Raw genomic sequence first — 20,946 nt, forward strand, 5'->3', positions numbered from 1 at the left:
GTTTCAACTCTCTGGAATCAGTCGCTGAGCAAGCGGCCTTGGCGAATAGGGCGAGTACCGGCCACTTTGGCCAGCCACAAACCGGGCTGGGCAAAGCGCAGACGTTCACGGGCATAGAGGATGCCGTCGGTGCTGGCGCGCACGATGCTGTGGCGATCGGTCAGCGGATCAATCACTTCGAACAGCGGGTCGCCGACCCTGACCCGGGCACCCAGCGGTTGCAGAAAACTCACCACGCCGGGGTGCGGCGCATAGGCGTACTGCGCGCCGGCGAAGGGTGTCGCTTCACACTCGGTCGGTGGCGCGGCCGGCCAGTCACCGCTGATCAGGCCTTGCTCGGCGAGATAGCCGAGAATGGCCTGCGCGCTGTCGATGCAGGGCTCGCGTTCGGTATCGGCCATGCCGCGCAGTTCAATGGTGGTCGCCACACAGGCCAAAGAAATATCGGCTTCAGGGAAGAGTTCGGCCAGACGCAACCAGGGAATCGCGCAGGCTTCATCAAAGGCACTGCCGCCCGCATCCTCGGCCAACAATGCGGCGCCGGCACCCAGTCGAGCGGCCAATGAGCGCAGGCGCGGCCAGTGTTGCGGCATGGCGTAAAGCAGCATGATCGACTCGAAATCGCAGTGCAGGTCCAGCACCACATCGGCGTCACAGGCATGTGAAAGCAACAGGCGGCGCAGGCCATCGAGTTCCGAGGTCGGCGGTGGCATGTCGGCGAGAACATCGGCCATGGCGCGGCGGATCCGCCCGGTGTTGACGTCGGCGTGGGTGCCCAGTTGACCTTTCACCAGCGCCGCCACAGCTTCGGCCAGCTCTGGAAAATCACGATTGAAGTTCTTCCCGCTGGAGAACTCGAAACGGCCTTGATGGGTGGCCTGGAACATCTGGGCGATGCCAATCGGGTTGGCCATCGGCACCAACTCGACGACCCCATTCAGGCGACCTTGTTCTTCCAGCACACGCAGACGCTGCTTAAGTTCAACCGCCACGCGCATCCCCGGCAGCTCGTCGGCATGCAGGGAGGCCTGGATGTAGGCCTTGCGTGGCCCGCTGCCAAAACGAAACAGCGACAGCCGTCGTTCTGTGCCCGAGGCACCCCACGGCAACAGGTATTCAATGTGCTCCATAACAGCTCCTTAGTGCTTGCGCGGTGCCAGATACGCCAGCCAGCGGCGCTCGGCCAGCTTGAACAGACGAACCAGGATGAAGGTCAGGGCCAGGTAGATAAGGCCAGCGGTGATGAACGCCTCGAATGGCAGATAGAACCGCGAACTGACCGTACGAGCGGCTCCGGTGATGTCGACCAGGGTGACGATCGACGCCAGGCTGGTGGTTTGCAGCATCATCAGCACTTCGTTGCTGTATTGCGGCAGTGCCCGGCGCAAGGCGGACGGCAGGAGCACGCGGCGGTACAAGGTAAAGCGCGACATGCCCATGGCCTTGGCGGCTTCGATCTCGCCGTGGGCCGTGGCCTTCAAACTGCCGGCCAGCAGTTCCGCGCTATAGGCACTGGTATTGATCGCGAAGGCCAGGCAGGCACAAAAGGTTGCGCTGGACAGGTAAGGCCAGAGCACGCTTTGGCGTACCGCTTCGAACTGCGCCAAGCCGTAATAGATCAGGAACAATTGCACCAGCATCGGGGTGCCGCGAATCACATAGGTGTAGAGCCAGGCCGGGAAGCTGATCAACGGCGATCGGGAGACGCGCATCAGCGCTAAAGGAATCGCCAGCACCAGGCCAACGGCCAGGGAAATCAGCAGAACTTTGAGGGTCAACAAGGCGCCATTGAGGTACAGCGGCAGGTTTTCCCAGATCAGGTTGTAGTCGAGAATCATGGCTGTGCTCCCCGTCACAGTTCGGCGGCTTTGACGCCGACCGAGTAGTGGTTTTCCAGATAGCGCAGCACCAGCAATGACACGCTGGTCAGCATCAGGTAGAGCGCGGCCACCGCGAGGAAAAACGTGAACGGCTCATGGGTGGCGTCCGCTGCGTTTTTGGCTTTGAACATCATGTCCTGCAACCCGATCACCGAGATCAGCGCGGTGGATTTGGTCAGCACCAACCAGTTGTTGGTGAACCCCGGAATGGCGAAACGAATCATCTGCGGCACCAGAATCCGCCAGAACACCTGAGCGCCGCTCATGCCATAAGCCACGCCGGCCTCGCCCTGGCCTTTGGGGATCGCCATAAAGGCGCCGCGAAAGGTTTCCGAGAGATAGGCACCGAAAATGAAGCCCATGGTGCAGACGCCGGCGATAAAGGGGTTGATGTCGATGTAGCGGGTGTAACCGAGCGCGAGGGCAATGCGGTTCACTAGGTCCTGGCCGCCGTAGAAAATCAGCAGGATCAACACCAGGTCGGGAATACCGCGAATCAGGGTGGTATAGCCTTCGCCCAGCATCGCCAGCCATTTGAACGGTGACAAACGAAAGGCGGCGCCGATCAGACCCAGGGCAATCGCCATGGTCATGGAGGTCAGGGCCAGATTAATGGTCAGCCAGGCGCCATCGAGAATGCTCGATCCGTAGCCGTGAAGCATGATGAAGTTCCTCAAGCGAGCGCCGGGAGGCGCGCGAGACAAGCCAGAAGTGGCACCCGCAAACGCCGGCGCCAGGGTTTCGGGTAACGGCTTATTCGCCGTAGATATCGAAGGCGAAGTACTTGGCCATCACTTGCTGGTACTTGCCATTGGCGCGGATGGCGTCAATCGCTGCGCTCAGGCGTGCAACGTTCGCACTGTCGCCTTTACGCACCGCGATCCCGGCGCCTCTGCCGAAGTATTTCGGGTCGTTGATGTCCGGCCCAACCAGAGCGAAACCTTTACCTATGGGGGTTTTGATGAAGCTCTCATCGGTGTTGACGATGTCGGCGAGGGTGGCGTCCAGGCGACCTGATGCCAGATCGAGAAAGGCTTCATTTTGTGAGCCGTAGCGGACCACTTCGACGCCGGCTTGCGCCAGCTGCTCGGTGGCGAAACGGTCGTAGGTCGAGGCGCGTTGCACGCCGACTTTCTTGCCTTTGAGATCGACCAGCGGGTCGTTGATCACGCTGCCGCTCTTCATCGCGAACTTGCCCGGCGTGTGGTAGTACTTTTTGCTGAAGTCGACCGACTTCATCCGGTCTTCAGTGATCGACATCGACGACAGCACTGCGTCGATCTTGCGCACTTTGAGCGACGGGATCATGCCGTCGAATTCCTGGATGACCCACTCGCATTTGACCTTCATCTCTGCGCACAGCGCGTTGCCGATGTCGTAATCGAAACCACTGACATTGCCCTCCGGCGTCTTGAAGGAGAAGGGCGGGTAGGCGGCTTCGATGCCGATACGCAGGCTGTCCTCGTCGGCGTGCGCCAGCAAGCTTGCGGCGCACAGTGCCAGAGCACCTAGAAGTTCTGTCTTGTTCATATTGTTGACTCCTTGGATGGGGCGTTGGTGATACGGGGCTGCCGTCCGGTCTGGCGAGGTGGACTGTCCTGATGATTTACGAGGCTATAAATGACATAAAATATTTCACAAATCAACTGTGTGAAAATAAACATATCAAAATGGGGCGGCAGCTAACCGCTGCAAGACAGGTTTGGCTGCGGGGTGAAGGCGACATTGAAAGAAAAAAGGCAGTCGCCCGTTCAGGTTGACTGCCTTAGACCCGACCGGGGCAAGCCCCTAAAGCCGGTTCGACGTTATCCAGCGTCTTGCCCTCAGAATTCCAGCGTGGTGGACGGGATTGGCTTGGGCAAGGATGGCGACGCGGCTGGCACCACATCGACCACACGGGTGTGGTAGCCACCGAGGCTTTCACGATGGCCGATGCTGACCACCGTAATGTCGGTGGCCGCCAGCGCCTTGTACAAACGTCGTTCTGCAATGTCGTCCAGCCCCGAAGTGGCTTCGTCAAGAAACAGCAACGGTGGCTGTATCAGCAAGGCGCGGGCCATGGCCATGCGCTGTTGCTCACCGGGGCTCAGACGTCGGCTCCAGTCATCGGTGCTGTGCAGCGGAAGGTGCTGCAACTCTGCCAGTTTGAGTACCTCTTCCAGGCGCGTTTCATCGATGTCGACAGCGCTGGCCTCGCCAGTTCGATGCAGCAGCTCATGCAGCGAACCGCTTGGCAGATAAGGCCTTTGAGGCAGAATGAGCAGGCCCTCCCGGTCCAGTTCGGCACTGCCCTGGTGCCGTGGCCACAATCCGGCCAGTGAGCGCAGCAGGGTGGTCTTGCCCACGCCCGAAGGACCGCGCAGCAGCAGCCGTTCGCCGGGTGCCAATATCAGCGTCAGCGGTTCGAACAGCGGTAAACCGTGCTCGTTCAGCGGTGCAAAGTCATGTAGCCGCAAGCCGGCAGTACGACCGGTGACGGGGTCAACCGGAGCGGGCAGCGCTTCGAGTTCACGCCAGAAACTGCACAAGCGCGTCTTGGTCGCGCGCCATTCGGCGATCTGCGGGTAGCTGCGAATCAGAAACGACAGCGACGCCTGTATTTCGCCAAACGCTGAAGCGATCTGGGTCAGTTGCCCCAATTGAATCTCCCGCGAGAAGAAGCGCGGCGACACCAGCAGCAAGGGGAGGGTGAAAGCGAACCGCTCATAGGCCGCGTTAATGCCCAGCAGGTGTTTTTTCGAGCGAACCAGCTTGGCGTAATTGCTCAGCAGCAGTCCCAACTGCCCCAGTAACTGCTTGCTTTCCCAGCCGTGGCCACGGGAAAGGGCGACGTTTTCGGCGTCTTCACGCAAGCGCGTCAGGCCGAAACGGAAATCCGCCTCACGGCGTTGTTGCAGGAAGTTGAGCCCGATCAGAGGTTTGCCGATCCAGTGCGCAATGCCGCTGCCAATCACGGCGTAGATCAAGGCGAGCCACAACATGTAGCCGGGGATGGCGACGGCATGCCCGGCGACTTCGAACTCCAGCGTGCCGGAAATGCGCCACATGATAAGGCAGAACAGTACCACCAGAATGATCGCCTGCAGCAGGTTCAGGCCCAGGTCCAGGGTCTGCTCGACGAAGATTTTGCAGTCTTCGGCTATGCGCTGGTCGGGGTTGTCGTAGGTCACGCTGTGAAAGCGGCTGCGGTAGTAACGCTGGCTGTCGAGCCATTTGGCGAGAAAGGCCTGGGTGAGTTTTTCTCGCCAGTTGATCAGCAAGCGCTGCTGCACCTGGAACTTGGCCATGGTGCAGGCGATGAAGGCGACGTCCAGCACCAGTAGTTCCACGACGTGATACCCGAACGCGGCGGCATCCAGGCTTTGCAACGAGTTGTAAAAACCCAGGCTCCACTCGTTCCAGCGCACCTGGATCGCAATAATGCCGGCCACCGCCAGCATGGCCATGGTGAGAGTCAGCCAGGCGCGACGGCGGCCTTCAGCCGACCAGTAAGGCGCGGCCAGCAATTTCATATCATGGATGAACATCAGAGCGTCCTGCCTGGCAAACTCGGGGGATGACCCGCCGTGTAGAGTCTTCGGAATTCAAAAAACGTGGTAGGTTAACAGTTCTCAAACTCAGTTACGAAACCTCATGACGTCTCTTCAAACCACTGCCCGCATGCTCGACGAAACCCTGCTCGATCAGTTGTTTCGTTTCGAGGGCGCCTTTTTGCGCAGTACGTGCCGAATGAGCAACCAGGTCGAAGGTCGTGGATTGATTGAGTTTCGCGACCCGCAAACCTGCACTGAGCTGTTGGGTTTGTACGCCCACTACTATCCCGCCGCGCCGCGTGCCGCGCTGGTGTCGCAATGGTCGATGGATTTGATTTGCGTGACGCTGGCCTTGCCGCTGGCCGCCGCTGCGCAGAATCTGCGCTGCACCGTGCGTGATCCTCACGTGGTGCTGGAAGGAGGCATGCCCGTGGCCCAGCTGTTTGCAGCAGGCGAAGTGGTGCCCTTGAGTGACCCGCTGGCCTTCATGCAACAACTGCTGGTTGAAGATATGGCGCATTTGGTCCAGGCATTGGCCAGTGCCGGGCGTGTGGCCCAGCGCTTGCTGTGGAATAACGTGGCGGCCGCCATCGATGTTGCGCTCGACTACTTCCAGATGCCGCAAGCGTCACAGTGGCGCGATCACCTGTTCCGGGAGCGGCACTGGGCCGACGGTACGCGCAATCCACTGTACGGCTTCCTGCAACTGGCTCCCGGCCCGAGTGGCGTGCCGTTGCTGATGCGCAAGGTATGCTGCCTGCACCACCAGTTGGGTGATGCGCGCCCGTACTGCGACAACTGTCCGCTGGTGCCGGGCGCTGACATCACGCAGCCTTATCAGGCATAAGCCGCATGGGCCTCGACCTGGGTGAGGCGGCCATTTTCGACTTTCAATACTCGGTCGGCTTGTTGGAAATAGGCGTCGTCGTGGGTGATCACAATCACGGTTTTGCCCCGGGCTTTTAACTCCGGCAACAACTCCATATAGAACACTCGCTTGAAGGTCGGGTCCTGGTCGGCGGCCCATTCGTCGAACAGATAAAACGGCTTGTCGTCCAGATACGCCGACACCAGCGCCAGCCGCTTGCGTTGACCCGTGGACAGATCCACGGTGGAAAAACGATCGTCGACGATGCTGACCTTGTGCCCCAATCCCAAGGCTTTTACATAGCGCGTCGCCTCGGCGGTGCGCTGTTCTGCGCCCGGTCCGTCGTCGCCCAGCAGATGTTCGAACAGATGGAAGTCAGCGAACACGGCGGCAAAGTGCTGACGGTATTGCTCACGGTTGTCGTCGTCCACCTCCACACCGTTGAGCACCATACAGCCGCTTTCCGGCGCATACAGCCCGAGCAGCAGCATGGAAAGCGTGGTCTTGCCACTGCCGTTACCGCCGACCACAAACACCAGTTCACCCTGTTCCAGCGTCAGGTCCACCGGCCCGAGCATGAAGGGATGATCCTCATGTTCGCCGGGATAGCGATGGCACACACCGTTGAGCAACAGGCGCATCGGGCCTTTACTGGCGAACACGTTACCGACCGGCGCGGCCGCCTGGGCTTCAGCACTCAGTTCGGCGTCCAGTTGGCGAATGCGATTCAGGGCGATACTGGCCTGCCGCAGCGAGGGCAGGGCGATCATCAGATCGGAAATCGGTCGCACCAGATACAGCAACGTCACGGTGAAGCTGGTCAGCACGGTAATCGATTGCGGCAGCCAGAACGGTACGACAAACAGCAGCACGCCAAGGTTGAGGTAGAACAGCAGCGTGCCGAGGTTGGCCACCACCGAATACCCGGCCATGCCGCGCAGGAACCGCACGCGAAATTCATCGGCGCCCGGACGGATGACCCGCTCGACGAAGGCTTCGCCACGGGCGTTGCTCAGCTGCAATTCCTTGCTGCCTTCTATCAGGCTGCGAAAGTGCTGATAAAGCACATCCTTTTGTTGGCGTACCCGCTCCAGATGGCTTAACGGCCCGCGTTCGGCCAGGTGAAACGCGATCAGGCCGACCAGCAGGAACAATGCCAGAATCAACAGCAACGACCATGACAACCACGCCAGGTAGGCGAAGCACGCCAACGTCACCACGGCGTTGACGAACAACAGCGGCACCCACTCGAACGCCGCGGTAAAGGTGTGCACGTCTTCGGTAAGGATCACCAGCAAACGGTGTTTGCCCATGCCTTGCAGGCGTTTGAGCGGGGTGGCGAGCAGTTTGCGCGAGAGGTCGATGCGCATCTGGAAAATCGCGCTTTGGGTCAGGTGCAGCAGCGACAGTTCCGAGCAGAGTTTGCTCAGCAGCATGCCGACGCACAGCCCGAAAAACCCCAGGGCCAGTTCCGGCAATTGCTGCGGGTTGGCCAGCCCGCGGTTGATCAGCATCACCAGCCCCGCACTGGCCAGCCCGCCCAGTGCGCCGGTGATCGAGGCCAGTGCCAGCAGGCGTGCCGATTGGCGGTAGAGATAAAGAATCAGGTTCATGCGACGGCTTCCGTCGAGGCCACGGCCAGCGACTTGTTGAGTTGTTCATGGAAGACAGGCTGCTCGAGGATCGTGTCGTGATCGGCAGCGACCTGATGATGACAGGTTCGCTGGCTGATCGCGTCCCACTGCGCAGGCAGGGTCGGGCGCTCGACAAGAGTCTGTTCGGCCCACCACAGATGCAGGGAGGCGCGTACGGCGGGCACTGAGTAGCCGCTGACCCAACGACGTGCGTCGGCCATCACATTCAAGGTCTGTTCGATGTATGCCAGCGGTGCATTGAGGTCCAGGCCGTTGGCGCTCGTCCATTGCAGCAAGGCGAAACGCAATTGCTCCATGCGGCCCAATTCAGCGGTGGCTGTACGCAGTTGGGTCAAACGCTCCGGGTCGAGCGTGGCCAGTCGCTGGCGACTGTCGCTGCTCAATTCTTGCTGCACGACTGAGTACAACGCCTCCCACGCCAGTGTTTCGTTCTCGGCGTGGAACGTGCTGTCGAACAGGCCCAGCCACTCAACCGTTTGCCCTAGCGCCTCCAGTTGTCGAGTCAGTTCCAGCGCGAGTAATCCACCCATGGACCAACCGCCCAGGCGATACGGACCTTGCGTCTGAGTCTGCTGGATCAGCGGCAAGTATTCGCTGGCCAATGCGACGAGGTCCTGGTTGCGCAGCGACTCGGGCAATGCAATGCCGTACACCGGCATCGCCTGCGGTAACCCGGCGACCATCGGTAAATAGTGGTGAACTCCCCCCGCAGGTTGGTGCAGGCAGAACAACGGCGTCTGTCCTGCTTCGCCGGCCTGCAAGGTGATGACAGCCGCGTGGTCGTGCGGCCGGGTAATCTGCTCGGCGAGCCCCATCAGCGTCGGGTGCTGGAAGATGATGTTGACCGGCACCTCGATGCCCAGCGTGGCACGCAGCCTTGCGGTCATGCGCACCACCAGCAACGAATGGCCACCAAGGGCGAAAAAGTCGTCGTGACGACCGATCACCTTGGCCTCCAGCAGTTCTTGCCACACCGCCGCGAGTACCTGTTCGACATGACCTTCGGGCGCCGCGTAAGCCGCCAGGCTGCGGTTCGGCACCCGGGCCAGCAAGGCACGATGATCGATCTTGCCGTTGGCGGTGCGCGGCAGTTGCGCCAGCCATTGGATGTCCGCGGGAATCATGTGCGCTGGCAATAGGGTCGCCAGGGACTCACGCACGGCGTTGGCTTGAAGCTCAGAGGCCGATTCAACGAAGGCACGCAAGCTCGGTTCGGCCTGGATGGTGTCCAGCAGGACGACGGCCAGTCTGGCGCCGCTGACGCTGCACAGCGCGGTTTCGATTTCGCCCAGCTCGATGCGGTAACCGCGCAGTTTGATCTGCGAATCGGTGCGCCCGAGGAACACCAGTTGCCCGTCCAGATCCTGCCAGGCGAAATCGCCGGTGCGGTACAGCCGTTGGCCGTCGAGAGAGGGATGACAGGCCTGGATGAATTTCTCGGCGGTCATCTGCGGCAGGCCCAGATAACCTTCGGACACGCCAGGCCCGGCTATATGGATTTCACCCTTGAGCCCCCGGGCCACGGGGGCGCCGTCGCTGTCGAGCACATACACCCGAGTGTGGGCAATGGCGCGGCCGATGGGTACGGATGCTGTGCGCTGATCCGGCCGGCAGAGCGCGACGGTGCTCCACACCGAGGCTTCCGTCGGTCCGTATTCGTTGTACAACTGCGCGTCGGGCTGGCGGTGATAGTGGCTGTCGACCAGCGCTGGCGGGCAGCTTTCACCGGCGACAATCGCGGTGTTCAGCGGGCTCGGGCTGTCGCCCAATTCGTCCAGCAACAACGCGTACAGCGAAGGCAGCGCCAGCAGGTGCGACACGCCGTGGCCGCGGATCAACCGGGCCAGTTGCAGCGGGTCTTTTTGTTCGGCTTCGCTGGCCAAGTGCAGGCACCCGCCCTGGGCGAGGCTCCAGAACAGCCCGGCGATGGAGCTGTCGAAGGCGAACGATGACAACAGCAGAAAGCGTTGCACCGGTTGCGGATACCCCGCCAGCCGCGCCGCCAGCGAATGCAAAGCGTTGGCATGGCTGATGACCACGCCCTTGGGCTGACCGGTACTGCCGGAGGTGTAGATCAGATAGGCCGGTTGGTCTCGGGAGATGTTCGGTTCGTCCTGTAACGGCACTGTCGGCATCGCTTGATCAATCGCCAGCGCACTTGGCTGCCAGTCCGCCGGCAGGTCTTGCACGCGAGCGTGATGGGTCAGTACCAGACGTGCCTGGCTGTCGCGCAGAATATGTTCGATGCGCTCGGTGGGGTAGGCCGGATCGATCGGTACGTAGCAGGCACCGGCGCGCAGAATGGCGACCAGCGCCACGACCGCATCGATGTCGCGCGGCAGGAAATGCGCGATCCGCGTACCGGGTTCCAGGTCTTGGGCGAGCAGTTGTTGGGTGAGGGCACTGACACGCTGATCAAGCTCGGCGTGGCTCAAGGTGCCGCTCGGGCCGGTCACCGCCGGGCGTCCGGCATGGGGGGCCGAACCCCTGGAGAAGCAGGCGGCCAGGTTTGGCAGGGCGAAGGTGGCTGCATAAAGGCGTTCTTGCGCCGGGTTCAGGGTCGGTGCAGTGGCCAGTACGCCGGTCACCCGTTGTTGCTCGGCGGCGCTGCAAGTCGCTAGGCGACTCAGGCTGGCGGACGGCTCGTGCAAACTGTGTTCGATCACGCTCAGCAGTTGTTCGGCGAGGATCTCGACATGGGCGGGCATGTAAAGCGCGGCATCAAAATGTAGCGACAAACCACTGGCCGAGCGCGGCTGATACTGCAACAGCAATGCGCTACCGGCGCTGACACTGTCGGCCTGTTCGAGCTGCCAACCGGCATCGTTCAGGGCACTGTGCGGCGCCAGCGAGAGTTCTCGAAAACCCACGCCCGACAATGGCGGTACATTGCTCAAGTGGCTCGGGTAGCTGTCCCGCGCATCGTTGAGCAGGCCGACACGCTCGCTCAGTTGCTGGCACAGCGCGGCAAACGATAGCTCGGGCGCGGTGTCGAGGGTCAGCGGCAACGGTTCGGAAAACAGCCCGAGGGCATCGCCCAGTACGTCCGGGCGTGCCTGGTTTTCGTAGGCGAGCGTCAGGCGCTCGGCTTCGCTGTAGCGTTGCCACAAGGTGACCCAGGCGGCGAGCACGACAGTGCCGCTGCTGACACCGAGGCGGGTCGCTTGCTGATCGAGGCGTTGCTGGGTTGAGTCGTCGAGCGGCAGTTGTACCCGGCCCGGCTCCACCAGCCCGGAGGTTGCCGGGTTCTGGCGCTGCCAGGGCAAAGGCACGTCCGTGACCACTGCGTTGAACTGCTGCTCCCAGAACTGGCGACCCGCGTCGTCTACCGACTCCAGGCGCCAGGCCGCGTAGTCGGCGTATTGCAGGGGCGGGTCTTGCGGCGCCGCTTGCAAGTAGCCTAGCGCCCATTCTTCACCGAGGTAGCTCAGGCTGGTGCTGTCCAGATGCAACGCCGGCAGGTGCAGCGTCGCTGACTGGGCGTCCACCTGCAGTTCAATTCCCAGCGCCTGCCAATCAGTGGCCGAATCGTCGATCACCTGCATCGGCAGCGACAGGCCCGGCAGTTGCTGGTAACGGGTGCGCAGAATTTCGTGGCGTTGCATCAGCGCCAGCAAACTGTTTTTCAGTCGTGCGCCGTCCAGCGGTTGTTCACTGCGAATGCGCAGTGTCGCCCGCTGGGCTGACGGCGCCAGGCGGGTTTGTTGCAGGCGCCACAGATGAGCCTGTTGCGGCGACAGTTCGAAGCCTTCGAACGGCGTGTCTTGGTGAGTCTGAGTCATGCTGAGACCTGTACAAAAAAGTTGGACATGAGCGAGCGGGGCGATTGGCCGATGACCATCATTGTTCGGCCTCCTTCACGACACTGCGACGACGGGCCTGGCCCAGGGTGCTTTGACGCGCATTGCCGGCTTCACGCAGCGCGGCTTGCGCCTGGTCGCGGCGGGACTGTTGCAGTTGATTGAGTGGCAGCAGCAACTGGGCGACTCGGGTGTCGGCGTTCAGCACAAGTTGCTCCAGCAGACAGACGAACAGGCTGTCGAGCAGTTCGATGTAGGCACTGGCGTAACGCCCGGTGTCGTAGTCGTACACCACCAGCAGGCTCTCGCCGTCATCCACGACGTTGATCAGCAGGTCCACGTCCGCAGCTTGTGGCTCCAGCGCCCGCTCGCTGATTGCCAGGCCTGGCAAATGCAGGTCCTGTTGGCGGGTGTTCTGCACCACCAGTTTGACCTGGAAGAATGGCGTATACCGTGCGTCACGCTGCGGCAGCAGGTCGGCGACCAGGGCGTCGAACGGCAAGTCCTGATGGGCAAAGGCATCCAGCGCCACGCGCCGGGCATCGCTCAGCAGCTCATCGAATGTCTGCTCGGGCGTCACGCGGCAACGCAGGACCAATTGGTTGACGAAGAAGCCGATCATGTCTTCGGTCTGTTGCTGATGCCGGTTGGCGATGTCGGTGCCGACCAGCAGGTCTTCGCGCCCGGTCTGCTGATGCAGCAACACGTTCAGCGCACTGTGCAGCACCATGAACGGCGAAGCCTCGCGGGCCGTCGCCAACTCGCCGATGGCCCGGGCCAGCGACGCGGGCAGGCGGCTGCGATGACGTGCACAACCGCCGTGCTCGCGGGTTTGCGCACCCGGCAATAGCAGCGGCGCCGGACTGGCTTGCAACTGCTGGCGCCAGTAGGCCAGTTGTTGCTGCCAGACCGGGCCCGGCAGGTGCGTGCGTTGCCACACGGCAAAGTCGGCGTATTGCAGGGCCGGGGTTTCGATGCGGGCAGCCGCGGTGCCGAAACCGACGTAGTCCGCGGCCAATTGCTCCACCAGTTGGGCAATGGACCAAGCGTCCACGGCAATATGGTGCATGGCAATGGCCAGCACATGGGTCTGCGCATCCAGCTGCAATAACCGCGCACGCATCAACGGCGCTTGGGTCAAGTCGAACGGCCGGCCAAAGACATCGGTCAATTGCACCTGGATGGCCGGCTCCTGTTCGTGCGCCGGGACCTGTTGCAGATCGGTGACCGGCAAGGCAAACGCCTGCGCTGTTTCGATCCGCTGCCAGGGTTCACCATGATCGCTGTGCACGGTGCTGCGCAGCACTTCATGACGGGCGATCAGTTGTTCGAACGCCAGGCGCAGGGCTTCGACATTCAGCGCTCCGGTCAGGGTCAGGGCGAACGGAATATTGAAACCGCTGGAGCCAGGGTTCAACTGCTCAATGAACCATAAACGCTGTTGGGCAAACGACAACGGTAACGGTTGCGAACGGTCGGTCGCGGTGATCGCGGGCAGGGCCAGAGGCGCCGCCTGCAAGCGCGCGCTGTCGATGGCGCGGGCCAGGTTTTCCAGTACCGGGTGATCGAACACCGCACGCAGTGGCAAGTCCACCGAGAGCTGGCTGCGAATCCGCGAGACCACCAGCGTTGCCAGCAACGAGTGCCCGCCGAGGGCAAAGAAGTTGTCGTCGGCGCCGACCGCCGTCACGTTGAGAATCTGTGCCCAGATCGCGCCCAGCTGCTGTTCGGTGTCGCTGCTCAGAGGTCGTTGCTGGTTCAGGTCGCTGTGGTCCAGCGCACGTGCAGTCAGCAGTTTGCGGTCGACCTTGCCGTTGGCGTTCTGCGGCAATGCCTCCAGCTGTTGCCAATGTGTTGGCACCATGTACGACGGTAGGCGTTGGCTCAGCCATTCGCGCAGTTCGGCCACCGGTGTGTCGCCGCCGGTCCAGTAGGCGACCAGTTGCAGGTCGCCACGCTGGTCAGCGTTGACGATCACGGCCACCGCTTGCACGGCGGGATGACGGCCCACGTGATCTTCGATTTCACCCAGTTCGATCCGGTGACCACGGATTTTTACTTGCTGATCGCGGCGACCGAGGAATTCGATCACCCCGTCCGCACGCCAGCGCCCCAAGTCACCGGTGCGGTAGAAACGCGCGCCGGGTTCGAACGGGTGCGCCACGAACGCCGCTTGGGTTTTCTGCGGATCGTTGAGGTAGCCACGACCGACGCCGACACCACCGACGCAGATTTCTCCCGGTACGCCCACCGGCACCGGGCGCAGTGCCGCATCCACCAGATACAGGTGGTTGTTGGCGGTCGGCCGGCCAATCGGCATGGCATTGCCGACTTCGCTCGGCACGCTGGTCAGCGAATGGAACGCCACGTCGTCCGAGCACTCCGCCGGGCCGTAGGCATTCATCAGCGGCACATGGGCAAAGCGACTCAGCCAGGCTTGAGCCAATGCCGGCGGCAGGGCTTCGCCGGTCGGCAGCAGCCAGCGCAGGGCCGACAGTTGTGTGTCGGTGCGGGCCAGGTCGAGCAGGGCGCGGATCATCGTCGGTACAGCTTCGAGGACCGACAATTGTTGGTTCTCCAGTGCTTCCAGCAGGCGCTCGGGATCGTGGGCGATCACGTCTGGCAGGATGTGCACGGTGGCGCCGAGGATCGGTGCGGCAAGGAATTGCCAGACCGAAATGTCGAACGCCGGCGAGGCGGTCTGGGCAATTCGGTCCGCACTCGACAGGCCCAGCGTCGGTACTTTGCCGAAGATGTTGTTGAGCATGCCCCGTTGTTCGACCATCGCGCCTTTGGGCGTGCCGGTCGAACCCGAGGTGAAGATCACGTAGGCCAGATCGTCAGGGCTGGCGGCGACGTCCAAGGGGGCTGCGTCGCCTGCCAGCCACAGGGTTTCGGTGCGCAGGCGTTGCGGTGTCGCAGCGCTTGCGGCCAGCGCCGGTTCGATCACCGAGTCGGCACTTTCACTGGTCAACAGAATCGTTGCTCCGGACAGTTCGAGAATCTCGCTCAGGCGCTGCGGCGGATGCTTGATATCCAGTGGCAGGTAGGCCGCGCCGGCCTTGAGCACGGCGATCATCATGCTCAGCAGCGGCAGGCCACGTTCGGCGGCCAAAGCCACCAGGGTGTCGCGCCCGGCGCCCGTTTCAATCAGTGCTCGCGCCAGGCGGTTCGAGCGCTGATCCAGTTCGGCGTAGCTCAGGCTGTCGGCACCACACACGGCAGCGATGCGCTGCGGATGCTCCGCCACCTGTCGGGCGAACAGCTCGGCGTAGGTTTGATCCAACGGGAAGTCGAGCTCACTGCGGTTCCAGTCCACCAGCAGGGTCTGGCGTTCATCCGGCGTCAACAGCGACAGTGAAGCCAGTGGTGCGTCAGGCTGGGCGACCATTTGCGTCAGCAACTGGCGCAGGTGGCCGAGCATGCGCTGCACGGTATCGGCGTCGAAACGCGCGGCATCGTAAGTCAGGCGAATGCCCAGGCGATCGCCGGGGTAAAGCACCACGGTCATCGGGTAGTTGGTGTGCACGCGGTCTTCATAGATGTCGACGTTGAAGTCGACCTGACGATCCGACAGGCCGGCGTCGAACGGCGCGTTTTCAAACACCACCAGGCTGTCGAACAGCGAACGACCGTGCTCGATTTCACTCCAGCGCTGAATGTCCACCAACGGTGCATGTTCGTAGGCACGCAACTCGAAGTTGTGCGCGAACAGCGCTTGCAGCCACGGCACCACGGTTTGCGAGTCGTCAACTTTCACCCGCAGCGGCAGGCTGTTGATGAACAGCCCGACAATGTCCTCGACACCCGGCAAATCGGTCGGCCGGCCCGACACCGTGACGCCGAACAGCACGTCGTCGCTGCCGCTGTAACGGGACAGCAGCAAAGCCCAGGCGCCCTGAATCCAGGTGTTGGGTGTGAGTTGGTGCTGTTGGCACAACGCGGTCAATGCGCGGGTGTCGGCAATCGACAGGGTGACATCCAGGTTAGCCACCACTTCGACCGCCTGTTCGGTCACGACCGGGCGATCCACCACCAACGGCGTCGGCGCGCTGAACCCGGCCAGTTCGCGGGTCCAGAATTGTTCGGTGATAGAGCTGTCCTGACATTGCAGCCAATGGATGTAGTTGCTGAACGATGGCAGCAATGGACGGGCGGCCGGCTGGCCGAGCACCCGAGCCTGGTAGTGGGCAAACAGGTCGGCCATCAATAGGCCGAAGCACCAGGCATCGGTCAGAATGTGATGGAAACTGCGCACGATCAGGAATTCCTGATCGGCCACCTGGAACACCCGCAGGAACGTCAGCGGCGGGCGGCGCATGTCGAAACCCTGACGGCATTCGGCGTCCAGTACGGCATCCAGTTGGCGCTGGCGGGTCGCTTCATCGAGGTTGCGCCAGTCGTACCAGGCGAATGCCGGGTCGGTGTCGTGGTAGACACATTGCAGCGCAGCCTTACCGTCTTGCCACCAGAAACCGGTGCGCAGCATCGGGTGCCGGGCCAGTTGTTGTGCCCAGGCGTATTCGATGGCGCTACGGTCCAGTTCGCCGTCCCAGCGATAACGTTGCTGCATCAAATAAATGCCGCTGTTGGGACGCAGCAGAGTGTGCAGCAGCATGCCTTCCTGCATCGGCGACAGGGGCAGCAAGTCGTCGATGCCGGCCCAGTCGAAGTTCGCGCCCAGGGCCGTGAGGTCGTGGCCGGCGGCGCGGCACAACGGGAAAGCATGCGCACCGGGAATGGCTTGCCCGGCGTCGGCGGCGAGCAGGCTCAAGCGCTGCTCCAACGCCTGGGCCCAGTGTTCGGCGTTGGCGCCACGGCAGTCGATCTGCAATTGACCTTGTTGCAGGCTGACAGACAGGGTCAGCCCGGTGGCATCGATTGGCGCGCTGGCGGCGATGACCTCGCTCAGCGGCCCTTCATATGCCTGCCATTCGCCAGCCATGACGATATGCACAGTCGGTTGCGGCAGGCTCAGCAGTGGCTCACGCAGGTAGTCGTTGTCGGCGAGGTAACGCAGCACACCGTAATCGTCACCGGCGTGCGGTGCGGCGGCCAGTTGCGCGTCAATCTGTGCGAGCAACTGCGCAGCGCTGGCGGTCTGTGTCACGGTCAGGCGCAGGGGAACGGCGTGGCTCAGGGCGCCGATCACCGTGGCCGGGTTGAAATCGGTGCGGCTCAGGGGGCTGGTGAGCGGCAGGCGTGTGCGTTCGCAGCGGCCGCGGTCCAGGCTCAGCCAAACGTCTTGCCCGGCACTTTGCTGCGCCAGTTCCGCGGCGACCGCCGTGGCGACCAACGAGGCCCAGGGCGCATGGCTGCGCCGTTGCAGCAGGTTCAGGCGAGCGCTGAGTGACGTCGAAATCTGCACGCGGGATTCAGTCACCACCGAGTCTTGCGGCGTGGTCGATGGCAGGGTTTCACCGGCGTATTGCAGCCAGTATTCCCAGGCCGATTCCAGACCGTCTTCATCGCTGGCGTAATTATTCTGATGCTCGGCCCATTCATCCAGGTGCCCACCGTGACGCGGCAGTTCGATCGCACGATCGTATTGCGCTTGAGCCACGGCCAGCGCCAGGTCGGTCATCAGCAACGCCCAGGAGGCAGCATCCAGGCGTAGTGCATGGCTCACCAGCAGCACGGCGTCACCCTGTTTCGAAAGACAAGCGTGCCAGCCTTCGCCCGCCGCGTGATCCAGCGTGGCCAGGGTGGTTTCGGCCAGAGCGTTCAGTGCGTTCGAGTCGTCAATGTTCAGTGGCTGACGGCTGGCACTGACCGGTTTAGGCGCGGCGGGCAGGGTTTGCACCCAAGTGCCGTCAGCCTGCTGGATGAGGCCCAGTTGCAGCGCACGGTGTTGCTGTTGCAGGGCCAGCACCGCGCGGTTCAACACCTCGACGCTGACCGGCGCATTCAGCGCCACGCAGCGCCAGTCCGCCGCCAACGGCCCGGCTTCGAGACGGGCGTGTTGACCGGCGGTCAGCGCTACATTTCGCGCAGCGCTGCTGGTGTCGCGGCTGTAGTTCGCGCCTTGGCTGATCACCGCGGAGATTTCAGCGATGGTGCGGTTTTCGAACAACTGCTTGGGCGTCAGCTTCATACCGCGCTGGTGGGCGCGGGCAATGATCTGCAGGTTGAGAATCGAGTCGCCGCCCAAGGCAAAGAAATTGTCGTGAATGCCCACGCGCTCGACCCGCAACACATCCTGCCAGATCTCGGCGAAGGCGATTTCCACCGCATCGCGTGGGGCCTCGTAGTTGTCCTGACTGGCGGGGGCATCGGGCAATGGCAGGCGTGCGATGTCCGGTTTGCCATTGGCGTTCAGCGGGATCGCATCCAGCGCGATGAAATCCGACGGCACCATGTAATCCGGCACGCGCAGCGCCAGGTCATGGCGCAGTTTGTCGACGGACATCGAGGTGCTTGCCACCAGCCAGGCGACCAGGCGGGGCGCCTCGTTGGCCGATTGCACCACGCGCACCAGCACTTGCTGGAGGTTGCTCGACAGGCGTTTGATCTGTGCTTCGACTTCGCCCAGTTCGATGCGATAGCCGCGCAGCTTGATCTGGTTGTCGACGCGCCCGAGGAACGCCAGTTCACCCGATTCCAGCCAACGCACACGGTCGCCGGTGCGGTAGGCGCGGGGCAGGTCGGCGACGGCGGTGAAGCGTGCGGTGGTTTGCGTTGGATCGCCCAGGTAGTCGATGGCCAGGCCTTCGCCGCCCACCCACAGTTCGCCCGGCACGCCGACCGGCACGGCGTGGCCGTGGCTGTCGAGGATCCGCAGTTGTCGGTTCGGTTGCGGATGGCCCAGCGGTTGCACACCGGCCAATGGCTGGTCGATGCGCGACAGGCAAATGCCCACGGCGCTTTCGGTCGGGCCGTAGTGGTTGTAGACCGCGAGCTCCGGGCGCAGCGCCCGGATCGTGTCCAGCAATGCACCTTGCAGTGCTTCGCCGCCGAGCAATAACGCGCGGCGCGGCAGCAGGCCGGCGTCAGGGTGAGCGGCGAGCAAACCGTGCAGATGGTTGGGGGTGAGTTTGACCAGATCCGGGACGAATTCGGCAAAGCACTGCGCCAGGGCATTCGGGTCGGCACGGGTGTCGTCGTCCACCAGCAACAGGCTGCCACCGCTGACCAGCGCGCCGAACAATTGGGTGTAACCGAGGTCCGCCGCCAGGGTCGAGAGCAGCGCATGGCGCCACGGTTGTTCAGCCTCGGCGCAACCCAGTTCAGCGAGAATGCCCATGACATAGGCGACGATGGCGCGATGGGACAGGCGTACGCCTTTCGGCGTACCGGTGGAGCCGGAGGTGTAGATCACATACGCGCAGGCCAGTTGATCCACCGTCGGCAGGTCGATGCCGGCGGCGCGGGCCGAGGCGTCGATCACTTGTGCGGAGGCGGTGTCGAAGGTCGGCGCACCGATGATGAAATCCACGTCGGCACTGGCCATCAGCGCACTCAGGCGCGAGGCCGGTTGGCCCAGGTCCAGCGGCAGAAAGCAACCGCCGGCCTGCATCACGGCCAGCAGCGAGATCACCGCATCGTTGCAACGGGGCAGGGCCAGCGCTACGCGATCACCCGGTTGCAGACCGCGCTGGCGCAAGGCGCTGGCCAGTCCGGTCGAGGCTTCAAGCAGTTCGTCGTAACTCAAGGCGCCGTTGGCGTCGCGCACGGCTTCACGCTCGGGGTGGCGACGGGCCTGGGTGGCGATCAGTTCATGCAGCGCAGCATCAGGCAATTCGAGGGGCGCACCGTTGCCCCAGGTGCGAGTCAGGCTCAGTTCCTGCGGCGGGCACAATGGCACATCGGCCAGTGGTCGATGGGCGTCGCGGCTCAGTTCCTCGATCAGCGTCACCAATTGCTGCAGCAGACGCGCACCGGCGGCATCGGACAAGCGTTTGCGCTGATGCACCAGGTGCAGATGCAGCCTTTCACCTTCCATCGAAGCGATCAGCGACATCGGATAGTTGTTGCGTCCACCGGTGTGGCGCAACGGCGCGGTATGTTCGGTCTCCGGCAATCCGACAAGGCCATCGTCGATCTGGTCCAGCTCGCGGGGGAACGGGAAGTTTTCGAACACCATGATCGCTTCGAACAACTCACCACCGGGCGGCAGCGCGGTCAATGCCCGCAGACTGCTCAGCGGTGTGTGTTCGTGCTCGCGCATCTCGGCGTTCCAGTCCTGGATGCCCGCCAGCCATTGGCCAACGGTCGGCGCATCGTTCCAACGCACCCGCAACGGCAAGGTGTTGATGAACAGACCGACCATCCGCTCGACACCGCTGAGGCGCTGTGGACGCCCGGCCACGGTGACGCCGATCAGGGCTTCGTCGCTGCCGTTGTGGCGGCCCAGCAGGTAAGCGTAAGCCGCTTGCAGCAAGGTGTTGATGGTCAGGTTGTTATCGCGGGCGAAGCCGGACAGGCGAGCGGTGGTGGCGGCATCCAGCACACACTGATGTTCGGTGCAGGGCAGGTGCGCTTCCACGTGGTCGATGAGCAGACCGCGTGGGTCCGACTCGGGTATGCGCGTGGTGTGGGCGAAGTCTGCCAGGCGGTTGCGCCAGAATTGATCGGCCGAGGGCCGTTCGCTGAGGTACGCCACGTAATCCTGGAACGGACGCACGGTCTCCAGCGCGGCGTTTTGCCCGCGACGGGCCGCGCGATACAGATCGCGCCAGTCCGCCAGCAACGAACCGACGCTCCAGCCGTCGAGCAACAGGTGATGGTGCGTCCACACCAGCGACCACTGCGCTTGTCCGTTCACATCGTCCAGACGCGCCAGGGTCAAGCGCATCAGCGGCGCGGCGCCGAGTTCGAATGCCTGTGCGTGATCTTCAGCCGCCAGGGTTGCCAGCCCTTGCGGGTTGCCGCGCAAGTCGACTTCGCGCAGCGGCAAGTCGACTTCCTTGAGGATGACCTGATAGGCGTCGTCCAGCTCTTCCCAGAGGAAGGCCGTGCGCAACACCGCGTGGCGTTGCATCAAGGCCAGCCAGGCCTGGCGGAAAGCATTGAGGTCGAGGTCGCCGGCCAGCCCGATGTTCATCTGCTGGTAGTAGACCCGGGACTCGGGCGCATAGGCCTCGTGGTACAGCAGGCCTTTTTGCAGGGGCGTCAGCGAATAGATGTTTTCGATTTGGTCATGCATGGCGGCAGTGTTCAATCCAGAAAAACGAGGAGGCATGTGCGCCGCGGACGGCGCACTCCGAAGTC

At 62.8% G+C, this 20,946-nt stretch carries 9 protein-coding genes; 1 reads left to right on the forward strand and 8 read right to left on the reverse strand.

Translation table 11 applies throughout. The features are described from left to right. Positions 1-17: 17 nt before the first annotated feature. The 5 genes from ACEN9A_RS08490 to ACEN9A_RS08510 form a co-directional block, all read right to left on the reverse strand. Positions 18-1,130, reverse strand: a complete 1,113-nt coding sequence (locus ACEN9A_RS08490; RefSeq protein WP_258672968.1) for a succinylglutamate desuccinylase/aspartoacylase family protein — start codon at positions 1,128-1,130, stop codon at positions 18-20. A 9-nt stretch (positions 1,131-1,139) separates the two neighbouring features. Further along, a complete protein-coding gene (locus tag ACEN9A_RS08495; protein WP_018928327.1) occupies positions 1,140-1,838 on the reverse strand; it encodes an ABC transporter permease in 699 nt (232 codons plus the stop codon). Between the two features lie 14 nt (positions 1,839-1,852). After that, on the reverse strand, positions 1,853-2,542 hold the full coding sequence (locus tag ACEN9A_RS08500; protein WP_258672969.1) for an ABC transporter permease: 690 nt from the start codon (positions 2,540-2,542) through the stop codon (positions 1,853-1,855). A 91-nt stretch (positions 2,543-2,633) separates the two neighbouring features. Then, on the reverse strand, positions 2,634-3,410 hold the full coding sequence (locus tag ACEN9A_RS08505; RefSeq protein ID WP_019581928.1) for an ABC transporter substrate-binding protein: 777 nt from the start codon (positions 3,408-3,410) through the stop codon (positions 2,634-2,636). Positions 3,411-3,703: 293 nt separating this feature from the next. Continuing rightward, positions 3,704-5,407 (reverse strand): ABC transporter ATP-binding protein/permease, encoded by a 1,704-nt coding sequence (locus ACEN9A_RS08510; RefSeq protein WP_258672970.1) that lies wholly within the window; start codon positions 5,405-5,407, stop codon positions 3,704-3,706. A gap of 106 nt (positions 5,408-5,513) precedes the next feature. Here ACEN9A_RS08510 and fhuF point away from each other — a divergent pair, with 106 nt between their 5' ends. Further along, the gene (gene fhuF, locus ACEN9A_RS08515) at positions 5,514-6,260 is read left to right on the forward strand and encodes a siderophore-iron reductase FhuF (protein ID WP_258672971.1); all 747 of its coding nucleotides are present in this window, start codon (positions 5,514-5,516) and stop codon (positions 6,258-6,260) included. Here fhuF and ACEN9A_RS08520 read toward each other — a convergent pair. From ACEN9A_RS08520 to ACEN9A_RS08530, 3 genes are read right to left on the reverse strand one after another with little or no spacing between them, the layout of a single operon-like run. Then, entirely contained in the window at positions 6,251-7,894 is a 1,644-nt protein-coding gene (locus ACEN9A_RS08520; protein WP_258672972.1) for a cyclic peptide export ABC transporter, read from the reverse strand. The genes fhuF and ACEN9A_RS08520 overlap by 10 nt on opposite strands. Further along, positions 7,891-11,718 (reverse strand): non-ribosomal peptide synthetase, encoded by a 3,828-nt coding sequence (locus tag ACEN9A_RS08525; RefSeq protein ID WP_258672973.1) that lies wholly within the window; start codon positions 11,716-11,718, stop codon positions 7,891-7,893. Before ACEN9A_RS08525 ends, ACEN9A_RS08520 begins: the two co-directional genes overlap by 4 nt. Positions 11,719-11,776: 58 nt before the next feature. Continuing rightward, positions 11,777-20,881 (reverse strand): non-ribosomal peptide synthetase, encoded by a 9,105-nt coding sequence (locus ACEN9A_RS08530; RefSeq protein WP_258672975.1) that lies wholly within the window; start codon positions 20,879-20,881, stop codon positions 11,777-11,779. Positions 20,882-20,946: the final 65 nt, after the last annotated feature.

This window comes from Pseudomonas sp. Pseusp18 (genome assembly GCF_059506005.1).

Coding starts and splice junctions, on each gene's coding strand:
- ACEN9A_RS08505 (WP_019581928.1), bottom strand. CDS start 3,410: ATGAACAAGACAGAACTTCTAGGTGCTCTGGCACTGTGCGCCGCAAGC.
- ACEN9A_RS08490 (WP_258672968.1), bottom strand. CDS start 1,130: ATGGAGCACATTGAATACCTGTTGCCGTGGGGTGCCTCGGGCACAGAA.
- ACEN9A_RS08510 (WP_258672970.1), bottom strand. CDS start 5,407: ATGTTCATCCATGATATGAAATTGCTGGCCGCGCCTTACTGGTCGGCT.
- fhuF (WP_258672971.1), top strand. CDS start 5,514: ATGACGTCTCTTCAAACCACTGCCCGCATGCTCGACGAAACCCTGCTC.
- ACEN9A_RS08495 (WP_018928327.1), bottom strand. CDS start 1,838: ATGATTCTCGACTACAACCTGATCTGGGAAAACCTGCCGCTGTACCTC.
- ACEN9A_RS08520 (WP_258672972.1), bottom strand. CDS start 7,894: ATGAACCTGATTCTTTATCTCTACCGCCAATCGGCACGCCTGCTGGCA.
- ACEN9A_RS08500 (WP_258672969.1), bottom strand. CDS start 2,542: ATGCTTCACGGCTACGGATCGAGCATTCTCGATGGCGCCTGGCTGACC.
- ACEN9A_RS08530 (WP_258672975.1), bottom strand. CDS start 20,881: ATGCATGACCAAATCGAAAACATCTATTCGCTGACGCCCCTGCAAAAA.
- ACEN9A_RS08525 (WP_258672973.1), bottom strand. CDS start 11,718: ATGACTCAGACTCACCAAGACACGCCGTTCGAAGGCTTCGAACTGTCG.